At 37.3% G+C, this 16,887-nt stretch carries 13 protein-coding genes; 11 read left to right on the forward strand and 2 right to left on the reverse strand.

What is annotated here, in order from left to right; translation table 11 throughout:
• From G9H65_RS11470 to menD, 5 genes are all read left to right on the forward strand, one after another.
• Entirely contained in the window at window positions 1-1,461 is a 1,461-nt protein-coding gene (locus tag G9H65_RS11470; protein ID WP_166375483.1) for an LptF/LptG family permease, read from the forward strand.
• 77 nt (window positions 1,462-1,538) lie between these two features.
• Window positions 1,539-1,814 carry a 30S ribosomal protein S15 gene (gene rpsO / locus G9H65_RS11475; protein ID WP_166375484.1) on the forward strand — a complete coding sequence of 92 codons (276 nt, stop codon included), beginning with the start codon at window positions 1,539-1,541 and terminating at the stop codon, window positions 1,812-1,814.
• A 117-nt stretch (window positions 1,815-1,931) separates the two neighbouring features.
• Entirely contained in the window at window positions 1,932-4,079 is a 2,148-nt protein-coding gene (gene pnp / locus G9H65_RS11480) for a polyribonucleotide nucleotidyltransferase (protein ID WP_166375485.1), read from the forward strand.
• Window positions 4,080-4,137: 58 nt separating this feature from the next.
• Entirely contained in the window at window positions 4,138-5,001 is an 864-nt protein-coding gene (locus G9H65_RS11485; RefSeq protein ID WP_109323139.1) for a sigma-70 family RNA polymerase sigma factor, read from the forward strand.
• A gap of 34 nt (window positions 5,002-5,035) precedes the next feature.
• Window positions 5,036-6,724 carry a 2-succinyl-5-enolpyruvyl-6-hydroxy-3-cyclohexene-1-carboxylic-acid synthase gene (gene menD / locus G9H65_RS11490; protein WP_166375486.1) on the forward strand — a complete coding sequence of 563 codons (1,689 nt, stop codon included), beginning with the start codon at window positions 5,036-5,038 and terminating at the stop codon, window positions 6,722-6,724.
• Here the strand turns inward: menD and G9H65_RS11495 are convergent.
• Window positions 6,710-7,465, reverse strand: coding sequence for a tetratricopeptide repeat protein (locus tag G9H65_RS11495; RefSeq protein ID WP_166375487.1), 756 nt, complete (start codon window positions 7,463-7,465; stop codon window positions 6,710-6,712). The genes menD and G9H65_RS11495 overlap by 15 nt on opposite strands.
• A gap of 90 nt (window positions 7,466-7,555) precedes the next feature.
• Between G9H65_RS11495 and G9H65_RS11500 the strand changes: the two genes are divergently transcribed.
• Both G9H65_RS11500 and G9H65_RS11505 read left to right on the forward strand, forming a co-directional pair.
• Window positions 7,556-7,996 carry a peptidylprolyl isomerase gene (locus G9H65_RS11500; protein WP_166375488.1) on the forward strand — a complete coding sequence of 147 codons (441 nt, stop codon included), beginning with the start codon at window positions 7,556-7,558 and terminating at the stop codon, window positions 7,994-7,996.
• Between the two features lie 3 nt (window positions 7,997-7,999).
• Window positions 8,000-8,236 carry a hypothetical protein gene (locus G9H65_RS11505; RefSeq protein ID WP_166375489.1) on the forward strand — a complete coding sequence of 79 codons (237 nt, stop codon included), beginning with the start codon at window positions 8,000-8,002 and terminating at the stop codon, window positions 8,234-8,236.
• Here G9H65_RS11505 and G9H65_RS11510 read toward each other — a convergent pair.
• On the reverse strand, window positions 8,233-10,032 hold the full coding sequence (locus tag G9H65_RS11510; RefSeq protein ID WP_166375490.1) for a M61 family metallopeptidase: 1,800 nt from the start codon (window positions 10,030-10,032) through the stop codon (window positions 8,233-8,235). The genes G9H65_RS11505 and G9H65_RS11510 overlap by 4 nt on opposite strands.
• A 181-nt stretch (window positions 10,033-10,213) precedes the next feature.
• Between G9H65_RS11510 and G9H65_RS11515 the strand changes: the two genes are divergently transcribed.
• From G9H65_RS11515 to G9H65_RS11530, 4 genes are read left to right on the forward strand one after another with little or no spacing between them, the layout of a single operon-like run.
• On the forward strand, window positions 10,214-13,237 hold the full coding sequence (locus tag G9H65_RS11515) for a tetratricopeptide repeat protein (RefSeq protein ID WP_166375491.1): 3,024 nt from the start codon (window positions 10,214-10,216) through the stop codon (window positions 13,235-13,237).
• Window positions 13,238-13,243: 6 nt separating this feature from the next.
• Window positions 13,244-14,941, forward strand: coding sequence for a TonB-dependent receptor (locus G9H65_RS11520; protein WP_166375492.1), 1,698 nt, complete (start codon window positions 13,244-13,246; stop codon window positions 14,939-14,941).
• A 1-nt stretch (window position 14,942) separates the two neighbouring features.
• Entirely contained in the window at window positions 14,943-15,980 is a 1,038-nt protein-coding gene (locus G9H65_RS11525) for an HU domain-containing protein (RefSeq protein ID WP_166375493.1), read from the forward strand.
• 4 nt (window positions 15,981-15,984) lie between these two features.
• Entirely contained in the window at window positions 15,985-16,878 is an 894-nt protein-coding gene (locus G9H65_RS11530) for an energy transducer TonB (RefSeq protein WP_166375494.1), read from the forward strand.
• The last annotated feature ends 9 nt before the right edge of the window (window positions 16,879-16,887 follow it).

The following is a 16,887-nucleotide window of genomic DNA, read 5'->3' on the forward strand; positions in this document are numbered from 1 at the left end:
ATGCGTAAAATAGATAAACTAGTCCTCAATGCCTTTTGGGGGCCATTTGTTCTTACTTTTCTTATTGTCATTTTCATTTTCCTATTACGATTGGTCCTATTTTACTTTGCCGATCTATTTGGAAAAGACCTAGGTGCGACCGTTTACGTCGAACTATTCTTCTATTTTTCCCTCATTACCGTTCCTCTGGCCATGCCATTGTCCATTTTGTTATCCTCGCTGATGACATTTGGAAAATTGGGTGAAAATTTTGAATTAACTGCCCTAAAAAGTGCTGGCATTTCCATTTTTCGCATTTTTATACCCATTTTTGTTACTACTATTCTCATCAGTATCTTCATGTTTTGGTTTGTCAATGTAGCCCTCCCTTGGGCCAATTTGAAAGGGTGGAGCCTTTTATATGACATCAAAACCACTAAAACTACCCTAAATATCAAAGAAGGAATATTTTACAATGACCTTCCAGGTTATTCCATCAAGGTGGCTAAGAAATTCCCAGACAATAAAACACTAAAGTCGCTCATCATCTATGACCACACTGGAAATGATGGAAACCGACATGTCACCGTGGCTGATTCCGCCCAGATGTACACTATTTTAGACAGAAAATACCTAATTTTTGAACTATTTAATGGCAAAGATTATATCGAAGATGCTGACAGAGGACCTGGAAATGATTTATCCGAACTAGCCGTTCATAGCTTTAAACGCAGTAAAATTGTGATGTCCTTATCTGGTTTTGATTTACAAAAAACGGAAGAAAATCAGTTTGCTCATCACCAAATCATGCGCAACAACAATCAATTGGCAGATGATGCTGATTCTTTGTCGAGGAACATTAGCAATATGAAAAAAGGCTTTTCCTTGGCTTCAAGCGTATATTATGTCTATTTCCGTAAACCTGTAGGCGCTTCACTAAGAAGCATGAATCACAATACCAAATGGATAGGGCCTAAAATCGCAGAAAAGACTAAAAATAGCAAAGATTATAGACCCATGGAGGAATTGGCCAAACAAGAAGTCCAAAATTTAATTGCTTTCGGACAAACCAATGAAGTCAACTTAGCCGAACGTGTCACCGAATTAAAAAAGACCGATTTGGAATGGCATCATAAATTCACCAATTCCTTGGCAGTATTGGTGATGTTTCTCATTGGCGCTCCCTTAGGGGCCATCATCAAAAAAGGCGGATTTGGTATCCCTGTTGTAGTAGCTGTATCCTTCTTTATTTTGATGTATATCCTAACCCAGCAAGGTGATAAAATGGCTAAGGAAGGGAAGGTGTTGGTTGAAATCGGAGCTTGGATCTCGAATGGCATTCTGGCACTGATTGGGGCTTATTTCTTGAACATCGCCTTAAAAGACTCCCGACTATTTGAATCTGACTTCTACAAAATCCTGTGGGATCGAATAAAAACCTATTGGGAGAATCGCAGGAACAAGATATCATCCAAAGCATAAGATCTACCATTTGGAATTTCTCTTTAAAATTCCTACTTTTGCAAATTAATTTTTCACATTTTAAAAACTGGTAAAAGATGTATTTGTCACCCGAGAAAAAACAAGAAATTTTTGAAGCAAAAGGGAAAGCAAAGTCAAAAATCGATACTGGTTCTGCTGAATCGCAAATTGCGTTATTTACATTCAGAATCAATCATTTGACGGAGCACCTTAAGAAAAACAAAAAAGATCACAGCACTCGCTTAGGTCTTTTGAAATTAGTTGGTAAGCGTCGTCGTTTACTTGATTACTTAACTCGTACTGATATTTCACGTTATCGTGCTATCATCGCTGAATTAGGTATTCGTAAATAAGATTAATTGCAGGGTTTCATGTCATGAAGCCCTGCTTTATTCATTGCGGTACAGTTTGAATCATCAAACAAACATCTTTATTCTACGCATAGGGCGTAGCAATTTATTCAAAAACGTATGTCATTTAACATTATTACGAAACATATTTCAATGCCTGACGGCAAGGAAATCCAAATCGAAACTGGCAAATTAGCCAAACAAGCCGATGGAGCCGTTGTAGTCAAATCAGGAAATATGATGTTGTTAGCTACCGTAGTAGCCAACAAAGAGGCCAAAGAAGGAGTAGATTTCCTTCCATTATCTGTTGATTATCAAGAAAAATTTGCGTCCAATGGGCGTATTCCTGGTTCTTTTCTAAAAAGAGAGGCGCGCCTTTCTGATTATGAAATCCTCATCTCTCGTTTGGTAGATCGCGCTTTGCGTCCAACTTTCCCAGATGATTATCATGCAGATGTACAAGTATTAATCAACTTAATCTCCGCAGATTCAGAAGTATTACCAGATGCATTTGTAGGTTTAGCCGCTGCTGCAGCTTTAGCAGTATCAGACATTCCATTTAATGGACCTATATCTGAAGTACGTGTTGCGAAAATCAACGGAGTATATAAAGTAAATCCAAGCGTTAGCGAATTAGTAGGTGCTAGCCTAGAATTAATCGTTGCAGCCAACGCAAACGACATTTTGATGGTAGAAGGCGAAGGAGATGAAGTTTCAGAAGCAGAAATGATCGAAGCTCTACGTATCGCTCACGATGCCATTAAATTACAATGCCAAGCATTGAATGAATTAACTGTCGCTTGCGGAAAAACTGAAAAACGTACTTACTCACATGAATCACACAACGAAGAGTTACGTGCTGAACTGTGGAAAAACTACTACGAAAAATACTTAGCCGTAGCTAAACAAGCGAACCCAAAGAAAGACGAACGCAAAGCAGCTTTCAAAGCGATTGTTGACGAGTATATCGCAACATTGCCAGAAGATCACTTAGTGAACCTTTCTATGGCAAAAACATATTTACACGATATCGAAAAAGAAGCAGCTCGTCAATTAGTATTGCAAGAGCGCTACCGTTTGGATGGACGTAAATTGAACGAAATCCGTCAAATAACTTGTGAAGTAGATTATTTACCTACTCCTCACGGTTCTTCCGTATTTACACGTGGAGAAACACAATCTCTGACTACCGTAACTTTAGGTACTAAGATGGATGAGCAAATCATCGATCAACCTATGACACAAGGTTATAATAAGTTCATGTTACACTACAACTTCCCTGGATTTTCAACTGGTGAAGTGAAGCCAAACCGCGGCGTAGGTCGTCGTGAGGTAGGTCATGGTAACTTAGCGATGCGAGCTATCAGAAAAGTACTTCCTAAAATGGAAGACTTTCCTTATACCTTACGTATAGTTTCCGATATTTTAGAATCCAATGGTTCATCTTCTATGGCAACCGTTTGTGCGGGTACCTTAGCCTTGATGGATGCTGGAGTAAAAATCAAAGCTCCTGTTTCAGGTATTGCGATGGGTTTAATCTCTGATTCTAAAACAGGTAAGTATGCCGTTCTTTCCGATATCTTAGGTGATGAAGATCACTTAGGGGACATGGACTTTAAAGTAACGGGTACCGAAAACGGTATTACAGCTTGTCAAATGGACATTAAAGTTCAAGGACTTTCTTACGAAGTATTAGTTGAAGCTTTATCTCAAGCTAAAGAAGGACGTTTACACATCTTAAACGAGATGAAAAAAGCGATTCCTCAAGTGAGAGAAGATTTCAAACCTCAAACTCCTCGTGCTACAGTAATCAAAATCATGAAAGACCAAATTGGTGCGGTAATCGGGCCAGGTGGTAAAGTAGTTCAAGATATACAAAAGCAATCAGGTGCTACAGTAACGATTGAAGAAAAAGAAGACGGTGGTTATGTTAGCGTATTCTCTGCGAATGGCGCTGCTATGGATCATGCCGTTCGAATGATCAAAGGTATCGTGACTATTCCTGAAGTAGGTGAGGTATATGACGGTAAAGTGAAAAACATTCAAGCTTTTGGAGCTTTCGTGGAATTTTTACCTGGTAAAGATGGTTTACTTCATATCTCTGAGATTTCTTGGGATCGCATCGAAACCATGGATGGCGTTTTCAAAGAAGGAGACAAAGTGAAAGTAAAATTGGTCGAAGTAGACAAGAAAACAGGAAAATTCCGTTTATCTGCTAAAGTGTTATTACCAAAACCAGAACGTAGCTCAGAAAATTCTGACAACTAATATGTTATTTCATGGGTTATATGTTTTATATAACCCATTCATTCTTTTGTAAGCCCCTATGAGACAGCTAAAAATTAGCAAACAGATTACCAACAGGGAGAGTCAATCACTCGACAAATACCTTCAAGAAATTGGCAAGGTGGATTTGTTGACCCCAGACGAGGAAGTAATCCTCGCTCAAAAAATTAGAGATGGGGACCAATTATCCTTAGAACGTCTCACGAAAGCCAATTTACGTTTCGTCGTTTCAGTGGCAAAACAATATCAAAACCAAGGTCTTAGCCTAGGAGACTTAATCAACGAAGGTAACTTAGGTCTGATTAAGGCTGCTCAGCGTTTTGATGAAACTCGTGGATTTAAATTTATTTCTTATGCTGTATGGTGGATTCGTCAATCTATCCTACAAGCATTAGCTGAACAATCTAGAATTGTACGTTTGCCTTTGAACCGCGTTGGTTCATTGAATAAAATTTCAAAAACCTTTTCTGAACTAGAACAAAAATTCGAACGCGAACCTTCTCCCGAAGAATTAGCCGAAGTTTTAGAAATTTCGACCGGCGAGGTAGTTGATACTTTAAAAATATCAGGTCGTCACGTCTCTATGGACGCACCATTTGTTCAAGGAGAAGAAAATTCCCTTTTGGACGTACTAGAAAATGATTCTGAAGACAAACCTGATTCTGGTTTGATCAATGATTCACTTCGTAGAGAGGTTCAACGTGCTCTTTCTACCTTAACACAACGTGAAGCCGATGTGGTGACCTTGTATTTTGGATTGAATGGAGAACATGCCATGACTTTAGAAGAAATTGGAGAAAAATTCAATTTAACGCGTGAACGTGTAAGACAAATCAAAGAAAAAGCGATTCGTCGTTTACGTCACACTTCGAGAAGTAAAGCACTGAAAACATATCTTGGATAATTTTAAAAAGCCTCTAACGAGGCTTTTTTTACCTATGGCCTTTCCCTCTGGACTTGTAGAACTGATCGAGACCCTTAGCCAACATGGTGTAGAGCAGGCTGTTATATGCCCTGGATCTAGAAATGCACCCATCATGCTGGCGATTAGTCGTAACTCGGCAATTCAATCATTTTCTATTAGTGATGAACGTTCCGCTGGCTTTTTTGCCTTAGGTTTAGCCCTTCATTCGAAAAAGCCTGTCATCCTTTGTTGTACCTCGGGTTCAGCTGCTTTAAATATGGCTCCTGCCATGGCAGAGGCCTATTTTCAAGAAGTTCCACTGATTGTATTAACCGCAGATCGTCCTCAAGAATGGATCGGTCAATGGGATGGACAAACCATCTATCAAGAGCGAATTTTTGGATTACATGCCAAACAATATTTTTCTTATTCTACTCAAGCAAACGAGTCTCCAGATGAAATTTGGTACCGAAATAGAATAGCCAATGATGCTTTTTGGTCTGCATTTTCTTCTCCACAAGGTCCAGTACAGATTAATATTCCTATTAAAGAGCCATTTTACCCAGAAAAAGGAGAAGCTCTTCCGATCGCTAAACCAAGTAGAAAAATTCAGAAATGGATTGCTCCTAAATCCTTGGATATAGCTACCAAAACATTCATCCAACGACAAATTAGTATTTCATCTAAAATCGTAGTAACAGTAGGTCAATTACAACAAAGTCCTGCCATTCAATCGGCTGTAGCTGCTTTAATGAAGAAAGGAATTCCCGTTTTAGCTGATTCCATAGCCAATTTATCTGGTATAGCCTTTGATAGCCATGATTTGATTCTCGCTAACTCGAATATGTGGGAAAGCCTCCAACCTGATCTACACATTCACCTAGGAAAAAGCTTTGTGACGAAAAGAATCAAGCAATTTTTAAGGTCAAATGATCATAAACAAGAATGGCAAATAAATTCACATCCCTATGATCTTATCTCGGATCCTTTCAAAGGTGTGCAACATATTTTTGAAATTGATGAAGTAGACTTCTTGAATGAATTAGTTCTACTGAACTTTTCAGAAAAACAACAAACCTATTTTCAGGCATGGAAAAAGGCAGATGAAGTCGTTTCTACAAAACGATCAACTAGCATTAATGAATGGAATGAATTGGGTATTTTCCAAAAAATTGCCCAGAATTTACCTCCATACAATGCTGAAATACACGTAGCTAACTCACTAGCAGTCAGATACTTAAATTGGGTGAATTTTGTTCCAAAAGGCCTTGAGGTATTTGCAAACAGAGGCACTTCAGGTATAGATGGATGTTTGAGTACAGCCGTAGGAGCAGCCCAAGGCAATCCTAATTTAGTGATTTCCATCATAGGTGATGTCGCTTTTCACTATGATAAAAATGCCCTTTGGAACTCATATGTTCCCAATAACTTAAGGATTATCCTGATGAATAATCAGGGTGGGGGCATCTTCAGAAATTTAGAAGGAGCCAAAGACCTACCTGAATTGGAAGGATTCATGGAAACTCAGCAAGTATTTCATGCTGAAAATACAGCTAAGGACGCAGGTATCAATTACATCCATGTAAAAAATAATGATGAATTACTCCATGCTTTAAGGCACTTTTTCCAGGAATCAGAAAAGGCTCAATTAATGGAAATTGAAAGTAATTCTAGCATCAATGCTGCCGCTTTAGCCGAATATATGGCCTTATTTAAGGGCTAATTCCTTATTGATTTTCTCTAAATTCTTCAAAAATAAGGCATTGTTAGGCTCTATTTCCAATGCTTTACGCACCCACTTTTCGGCCAACTTCCACTGCCTTCTTTCGATTTCCAAATAACCTAAATTATTGTAAATCAAGTGCTTATATTTTCCCTTGGTAAGAGCACGTCGAAAAGCTGTTTCTGCTAAATCCAACTCACCCATCGTCTGTAGCACCACTCCCTTATTAATCATGGCTTCCACCAAATTACTATCTAATTGAATGGCCTTATCATAAGAAGCCAAAGCTTGATTATTGGTTTCCATTTCAAAAAAAATATCACCTTGTAATCGATGACAAGCCGATGAGTCTGGAAAAAGCTTCACTAATTTTTGTGCCTCCAACGCTGCCTCATCTAACCGTTTCATATTTTGAAGCATTTCCACCTTTTTAAATAGGGCAGGAGCAAATTGAGCATCCAGTGAAACGGCTTCTGAAAAATCAGTTAAGGCTTCCTCATTTTTTTCCAATTGCTCATAAATCAAACCTCGATTATAATAGGCGTCCGAAAAATCCTTTTTCTTTAATATGGCTTCACTATACCATTTAATTGCCTCAAAGTATTCTTTTTCCTTAAACTTTTGATTTCCTCTCAAAAAAAACTGAGTCGCCTCTTTTTTCTCTTTTTCAGCATCACAAGAAAATAACCCGACAAAAATCAGCAGGCAAAAGAACGAGCTTAATCGATTCGTTGAAAACATGAGGTGGCTTAAGTTTAGTCAATTAAAAGAATTCAATTTAAATAATTCAAATTTCATTCGCATCTTTGTGCCTCAAAATTAAATGAAATTATGGCATACGCAGAAATGTTGACCGATAAAGGGTTAATGAAAATTGAATTTTATGAGGAAGATGCTCCCATTCACGTGAAAAACTTCATTGATTTGTCCAATAAAGGATTTTATGATGGAGTAACATTTCACCGAGTAATTGCTGATTTTGTGATTCAAGGAGGAGATCCAACAGGAACAGGTGCAGGTGGTCCTGGATATTCTATTCCCTGCGAATTAACAGGAAATAATCAATTCCATGATCGTGGTGTATTGTCAATGGCTCACCGTGGACCCAATACAGGTGGTTCTCAATTCTTCATCTGTCATTCAAGAAACAATACAGCTCATTTAGATCGCAAGCATACTTGTTTTGGAAAGGTGGTTGAAGGTTTAGAGGTGATTGATTTAATCCGTGAAGGAGATAAAATCCAAAGTATCAAAATCGTAGAAGAGGCTTAGAATATGCATTTCATCAAAGAAATTCCCCACGAATCCATGCGAATTTCCTTGTTTGAATGGAACTCCAAATACATTGTGAAGTTTGAAGCGCCTAATTTAGAACAGAGCTACAAATTTTCTGTTTTGGACTTTTCCTCTCAAAAAGAAATAGAGGAGCTGGCATCCAGCTCCTCCTTTCAAACGTATGTCCTGAATAATTTCCATTCCATGTATACCGAAATGGGCAAACATATCAATTAATTGATTTTACCCAACCACTTCATTCGCAATGCTTTTTGACTTTCAGTCAAATTTGTCATCGAACTAATTTTATAAGCTGCCAAATTGGATTTACCCACTGGTATAGCTAAAGTTCTTTCTAAACCATCCCGACGAACCGTAAACAAAATAGTATCACCTACTTGTTTGTCTTTCAAGGTCTTATCTACACTTTCAAAAGTTTCCGCATTCACTTTTAAAACTTCATCTCCTACATTCAAGCCGTGATCGTAAGCTGTACTTCCTTTTAAGACTGTTGAAATTTTCCCAGCTGTAACGGTAAATCCTACGTAAGGAGTCGTTTTTCCTAGGTTTGCATCTGTCCATTCATATCCTACTTCATGCAGTAAATTGGCATAATCCGGTTTCATTGTCCCATAAACCAATTGCTGGAAAATAGTTTTAGCCGATGTACCTGCGACAGATGAAAAGGCATTTTCTAATTCCGCATCCGTAAATCCCCTTTGTTGTTTCAAATAATAATTTTGGTATAAATAACGGAATACATCGTCTAAATTCGCTTTACCTTGGCTATGTTTAATTATCCAAAGATTCAATACCGTTCCAAGCACAGATCCCTTGGAATAATACGATACCGTGGAATTTCTACTATTTTCATTAGGACGATAGTATTTAATCCAAGCATCCCATGAAGCTGATGCGGCTGATTCTACTTTATTTCCAGGTGTATTTTCTACCGATGTAATTTCATCAGCAACTCCTTTTAAATAAGCGTCTGTATTGGTTTGACCAGAACGTTGCAATATCAAAGCTCCGTAATAGGATGTCATCCCTTCAGACAACCATAAATTATGCGTGTAATTTTCAATTTCATAATCAAATGGTCCTAGAGCCTTCGGACGAATACGCTTCACATTCCATAAATGGAAATATTCATGAGATAATAAACCCAAGATACCATGGTAACCATTTTCTGTTTCATAGGCAGTACGAGCAACTTGACAAGTAGTAGAATACAAGTGCTCCAAACCACCTGATCCTTTTTGTAAGTTATGGATAATGAATAGATAATGATCACAAGGATGTTGGCCAATCACGCGAGCCGCTTCTTCACACATTTTCTTCACATCCGCAATGAATTTGGTTGTGTCTACCTTAGCAGGACCATAAAAGGCAATTTGATGTGGAATATTTCCAACCTTAAATTCAAACACTTGATGATTTCCTATCTCAATCGGGGAATCAATTAGCTCATCCAAGTTTTTAGCCTCATAGGTTTGAGCTGCCGTTTGTTTCAAAGCGGTAGAAATCTTTTGAAATGATTTATATGGATTAATTTGAACCGACTGAGCTTGTTGAGAAAACTCATTGACATATAATAATACAGAGGCAGGATTGATATAGCCATGTGTATCATCTAAGAAAGAAGTTCGAACAGATAACTCAAAGGCATATACGTCATAAGAAATACTTACTTGCTTTTGACCTTTAGTCAAATACACACGCCAAGTATTTTTATTGATCTTCTCCACAGGAACAGTTGTTCCGTTTTTTACTGTGGTTAAAGACTCTACATTACGCGCAAATTCTCGAATCAAATAGGAGCCAGGAGTCCAAGCTGCCATTTTAAAATCCACATAGGGCTTGTTCCAAAGCCTTTGACTTAGGTCTACGCTAGTTTTGACTTGAAAGTAATGAGTGTGCGGTGCTGGCATACTAATTTCATGCCGAAGAACAGGAGTGGCGCCAAAGCCTAAAAGGTTGATTCCCAACAAAAGTGTGGCGAACACAAGAGAATTTAATGTGAATTTTATCATGGAAATGTAAATATGAAAGGTTGATTAGGTGTAGGATGCAAAGATAGGAAAATCGGCTTAATCAAACTAAAATTGGCCATTGTATCCCCAATTTAGCCTAAATAAATTGGACTGGTGCAACAATTAATTGGAAGAAAAATCGTATTATTGTAGTAATTGAGAATGCTGTAATCTTCTACAAATGAGAAAACAAAATCGTACGCTTTGCTGGATTCCAGCTATTTTATTTTTCATGCTTTCTTGGTCGGTGGTAGCACAACAAACCTTGAGTTTCGGGGATCAAACGCTCCACTTTCGACAAGCCAAAGAATATTTTGATTCAAAAAATTATGTAGCGGCGAAGGAAGAGTTTTCTGCCTATTTGGCGAGTTTGGAACCTCTAAATAATGAGCAAGCTGGTCAGCGAGTTTTAGCAGAATATTACATGACCATGTGTACACTTTACATGAGTCAGCCTGAAGCTGAAATTGTTGCCGACCGTTTTGTAGCTAATTATCCTGAACATCCTCAAGCTGTTAAATTAATGCGAGGAATTGGAAGTTTCTTTTACGATAATGGAGATTACAAAAAAGCCATCAAATACTTAAGTAAATCTTCCGATACCAATTTAGAGGCCAAATTCAAATTAGCAGTTTCCTATTATCAATTGAAGGATATTAGAGAGGCCTTACCCTTATTCAATGAAATTAAAGTAGAGCCAGAAGAGGAATTCGCCTTTGCAGCAGCATATTATGCGGGTGTTATCAATTTTGGTGAAAAACGCTTCGGTGAAGCCAATACTGACTTCAAAAAAGCCGAAGGTTCTAGTCGTTTTAGAAAAGATATTCCCAATTGGATAGCCATGTGTTATTTTCATGAAGGAAAATTCAATGAGTTGTTAAACTATGCTGAGCCCATCTTAAAGCAGAAAAAAGCAGGCTATAATTTAGACGAATTATCTCTTTTAGTTGCAGAGGTGCAGTTTAAACTAGGTTATTTTGAAAAAGCGGCGATTAGTTATAGTTTGTACAAAAAACTAAATCCCACTAAAATCACTTCAGAGATTCAATATCGTTTTGGTTACGCTTTATACAAAACCAATAAATTCAATGAGGCTTCGGATGAATTAAAAGCCTTAGCTAGTAAAAAAGATACATTGGCTCAATATGCTGCTTTTACTTTAGGTTTGGCACAATTGAAATCTGGAAATCTGGAAGCTACTCTGCAGGCATTTGGTCAAGCCAAAGATTTATCATTCAATGCTCAAATTCAAGAAGAAGCCTATTTCAACTTTGCTAAGGTACTATTAGACTTAGGAAAGGCGAGTGAAACCATTTATGCTATTCAAGAATTCAACAAAAAATATCCCAACAGTAAGTTTACCGAAGAGTCCACGGAATTGGTGGCAGATGCATTTATCCATTCCAATAATATTCAAGCGGCTTTGGATTATTTGAAAGGTCTAGCCAACCGAAATGCCAAATTAAATGCCGCTTACCAAACCTTGACCTATAATTTAGGTGTAAAGGCCTACAATGAGAATAAGTTTGATCAGGCTTTAGAATTGTTCCAAACCTCTTCAGAAAACCCAGAGAGTGCTGATTTGAAATTTCAAGCTTTATTTGGGAAAGGAGAGGCCTTGTCTCAACAAAAGAAATATGAGCAAGCCATTCAAGCATATACTCCTTTGTTGATTGGTACGCCTCCAGTAGCCAAACCGAACGATTTCCTACAAAAAGTTCGTATGGGTTTAGCTTATGCCTATTTCAACATCAAAGACTTTAACAAGGCCAATGTGCTGTTTAAAGCCTATGTAGATCGCTTGAAATTGAGTCCAGATGCCAAAAACAATCCGACCATTTTAATTCGTTTGGCCGATACCTATTTAGTTTCTAAAAAATACGATGATGCCTTAACTTATTACAATCAAGCAATAGACTTGGCTAAAACAGAAAAGGATTATGCACTATACCAAAAAGGTGTGACCTTGACTTATTTGAATCGTGATACTGAGGCGAAAGCAAGTTTCAAACAACTAAGAACTTCTTTTCCGAATTCTAAATATGTAGATGATGCGGCGTTCCAAGAAAATGTCATATCCTTCAATACGAATAAATACAAAGAAGCGATTGCTGGATTCACGGATTTAATCGAAACGAATTCAAAGAGTCCCTATTTTACACAAGCATTATTGAAGCGTGCACAATCTTATGCCAATACCAATCAGCATGAGTTATCCATTGTGGATTATAAACGCATCATTCAGGAATTCCCTACCGACAAAACGGCTAAAGATGCCTTGGTTGGCCTTCAAGAAGAATTAAACGAAGTAGGTAGACCAGAAGATTTCGGACAATTATTAGGCAACTTCCAAAAAAGTAGTCCAGATGAAGCAGAAAATGTGGATTTAGAATATCGAGCGGCTAAGGGTATTTACCTCGGTGAAAAATACGACAAAGCCATTGCTCCATTGAAAGCATTCATTGAAAAATATCCAAATAATGAAAATTTAGTGGAAGCTACCTTCTTAATTGCTGATGCCGCATATCGTACCAATAACAAAACAGAGGCGTTGGTTTATTACAAAAAGATGGTTGAACAAAATGTCCATCCACAGATCAACAAAGCCATACAACGTAGTGCGGAAATCGAATTAGAAAATAAAAATTATTCCGCTTCTGCTACTTTGTATCACTTGTATAAATCCAAATATACCGGAGCTAAAGATCAATTAGTAGCAAATAATGGCTTGTTGAACACCTTCTTGGAGGCGAATATGTTGGATTCTGCTGCTTACATCACAGATGAATTAATTCAATTAAAAGAAATCAGTGAAGAAGAAAAAGCAAAATTGGCTGAAAAGATGGCCGCGACCTTTGAAACGGGTGGAGATGTCATCAACCAAAGAAATTGGTTGGGTATCACGATTAATTTGGATAAAAATGACATTGGCGCTTTAGCACAATTAAAATTGGCGAGTCTTTTGTATAAAGAATCTAAATTCAAAGAGTCGAGCGATATGATTTTAGATAAATTCAGAAATGTATTTTCGGAAGCTTCCGATGCCATTTTAGGTAAAGCTTATATCTTATTGGCTGATAATTTTATCGCTTTAAAGAATATCCCACAAGCTAGAGCTACCTTAAAATCCATTGTAGATAACTCAAGTGACGCAGAAGTTATCCAAGCAGCCAAAACTAAATTAGAAAGCTTACCCTTAAAATAATATAAGATGAGATTCAATCGAACAGCTAAACAAGTACTATTCACTGCTACATTCGGACTCTGCTTAGGCGCATTTGAGGGTTTTGCCCAGAAAAGGGAAGGCTCCATCCAGGATGAGGCGATTGAAGTAGAAAAAACCAGAAAAATAGAATTACAACCACAAGTTTCGCGTGGATTTGACCCATTAATGGAAGCCCAAGATTTACGGAAGGATCGTAAAATGAAATACGATTTAGTAGATCGGAAATGGGAGGGAACATCTTTACCCAAAATCAATAATTCGATCGTTGACCCTAGAGAAGGTGATGAATTAACATCCTCTTATGGACCAAAGTTTAAAAATGTATTCAAAGTTGGAGCTGGAAATTATGGCCATACCTTAATGAATGCTCATTTTGGATTTACTCCCAATGAAAATTCCTTTCATGGTTTATACATTAACCACGACGCGAATCGCAGAGGTCCTGTTGCCACCAGTTTCTCGGGTAGAAATGAAAATGAGATTAAAATTTATAGCAAAACATTCACGCCATCTTATTTGCTAAATGGCTCAATCGGCTATAAAAGGGTAGAGGCCAACTGGTATGGCAGACCAGAAGAGCAATTCAATAACATAGCCAATGGTACCTTTGGTATTTATTACGATCGCTTTAACTATGTCGGAAGTATCTCTAGTGCTAAAAAAGATGCGAAATTCGACTATATAGCTACTTCTGGATTAACGATGATGTCCAGCTCTCAAAATGAACGTGAGTGGTTATGGGATAGTAAAATTCAAACGGTTTTAACGATCAACGATAATTTGTCGGCCCATTTTTCAGGCGATATGACCATGAGCGAATATGCTAGCTTGGAAAATAACCGCAGAGAGCTTTATCGAGTTAAACCAAGTTTCTTTTATAAAAATGATCGCGTATCCGTGCATGCCGGTATCAACGTGGTTAATGAAAAGGATAAACTTAAAGGTTTAAACACGACTAGTCTATTTCCAGTCGTGAAATTAGATTACAAAGCGGCTAATTTTATTCACTTTTTTGCAGGTTTAGGTGGAGATACCTATTTCAATACCTTGAGTCAAATGGCTTCACAAAACCCCTGGTTGAGAAATCAAATCGATTTACGAAATACAGCTCAAACAGCGAATATATTTGGTGGATTTAAAGGATCTAATGAGCGTAGCTTCGATTTTGAATTTAAATTCATGTATTCAGAATTTAAAAATTTATCCTTTTTTGTACCTAGTACAGCTGATAGCTCCAAATACACCGTTATCTATGCAGGCGATTTGAAAAATGCACAGGTTTTGAATTTCTCGGGACAATTTAATTACCAGTTGAATGAAAGATTCTTGTCAGTTTTGAAATATGATATTAATCAATATGAGAATTTAGGTAGTTTGGAAAAGGCCTACCACCGTCCAGCCATGAACATTTCCTTCACCAATTCCATCACATTCAAAGATAAAATCATCATTTCCCCAGATGTATATTACATGAATGGGCTTTATGGTTTAAATCCTAGAACCAATACAGCGGTGGCTATGAAGGATATCATAGATTTGAACTTAAAAGTGAATTATTTAATCACTAAAAAGTTTAATGCGGCGGTGAGTGCCAATAATTTACTTGGAAAAAATTACGAAAGGTATTTATTTTACCCTTCACAAGGCTTAAACTATACAGTAAGCGTTGCTTATTCATTCTAATATGACCATCAATAACTCCATAGTTACATTAATTGAAACATTACTCTATGAGCATGACTGCATCATCATTCCTAATTTTGGGGGTTTTGTTGTCAATGTGAAAGATTTTGAGTTCAATACTAAGGAGGAAAAAATATACCCCAGAAAAAGGTGGATTGCCTTCAACGAAAGACTACGGTCTGATGATGGTGTTTTAGCGACAGCCTGGGCAAAAAAGGAAAGAATCAGTCATAAGATAGCTTTTGACCAAATCAGTCAATTTGGTCAATCACTAAAAGATTCATTGAAATCTGAACCAATTATCGTTTTACCTAAATTAGGAACATTTAGTTTAACTGCTGAATCAAAAATTTCTTTCCTTCCTAATCCTGAACAAAATTTTGATTTAAGTCAGTTTGGTTTATTGCCTGTAGGTTTACCCTCAGCTACAAAAATTTCAAAGCCTGTTTTATTGGAGAACCCCATTGAAAAGTCCTTGACTTTGCATGAAGAAATAAGTGAGGAAACAATAGAAGAAGAGGAATTGGTACCCAGCAGAATCAGTACGAAAGTTTATGTATATGCACTTCTAGCCTTTTTATTAGGAGGATTAAGTGCCTATTATTTAACGGAACCAAATTCGCGTTATGTTAATAGCTCATTGAGTCCATTTACGATTAAAATCAAGAAAGAGAAAAATACTCCAACTATCTCAAAAAGCCAGTTGCCAATTCCTGAGGAAAAGACAATTGCCACTGATTCAAGTATTCAAGCAAGTCCCCAAGAGCCTTCTATTGAAGATATAAAAACTCCAGTTAACCATGAATCCAATTCCGTTTTCTTGGTTGCAGCCAGTTTTCAAACACAGGCAAAAGCAGAATTAGCTCTAAGTGAATTAAAGTCCAAGGGATTTGATCAAGCTGTCATTTTACCAAAATCAGCAGATGCAATTCATTTTCGTGTAAGTATTGGCACAGAAGCCAGTATGGAAGCAGGATATAAAAAGGCGGCTGAAATTAAAAGTCAAAAGAAATTAGACATTTGGGTGTATAAACCATAAGGATATGAATAGCGTTCTAGCACAAAAAGAACTAGAGAAAAAAAATCAGTTAAAGGCATTAGCACTCACGATCTTAATCAATGGTGGGCTTTTGTTGATTTTCTGGACTTTGAATATTTGGTCTGGTGATGAGGTAAAAATGGAAATTCCAGCTGGTGGATTTGAAGTTAACTATGGAAATACGGATGAAGGGGGAGGAAATGTTCAAACCCACAATCAAGCCAATGACTTACCTGATGAAGTAGAATCTAAACCAGCGGATAAAAAAGTAGAACCTAAGAAAGAAATTGTTAAAACTACACCGACTAAAGAAAGCCCCTTATTAAGCTCAACAGTAAAAAGTACGGTTAAAATTGCTGATAAACCAGCTGAAAAATTGTCTGTTCAGCCTCCGAAAACCGTAGTGGAAGAACAACCTAAAATTGATGAATCTGCTTTATTCAAAAAGAAATCCAGTAGTAATGGAACCAGAGGAACTAGTGATGCTCCAGGAGGAAATTCCAATGGAAATGATAAAGGTAAAATAGGCGATAAGGGTCAATTAGATGGGGATATCAATAATTCTGCCATTTATTCAGGACAAAAGGGTAAAGGTGGGGGTAGTGGAGGTGGAATCGGTGGAGGAAATGGTGTAGCCTTAAATATGACGGGATGGGCATTAGCCTCTAGACCTCAAGTAAACGATGATTCAGATGAATCGGGTATCATTCGTTTTTCTCTAAAAATTGATGAAAGTGGAAATATCATTTCTTTACGAATCATTGAAAATACCTTATCGGCTTCTGTGGCTCAGAAATATAAAAGAGCAGTAGAAAAATTAAGTTTTAAGCCTACTTCTGGAGGTGAACGCCCAGAAGTATCCACTGGAACCATTGTATTTAAAATCAATTCGAAATAATTCTATTAC

Origin of the sequence: Aquirufa ecclesiirivi, from assembly GCF_011250515.1 — a bacterium.
GTDB lineage: Bacteria > Bacteroidota > Bacteroidia > Cytophagales > Spirosomataceae > Aquirufa > Aquirufa ecclesiirivi.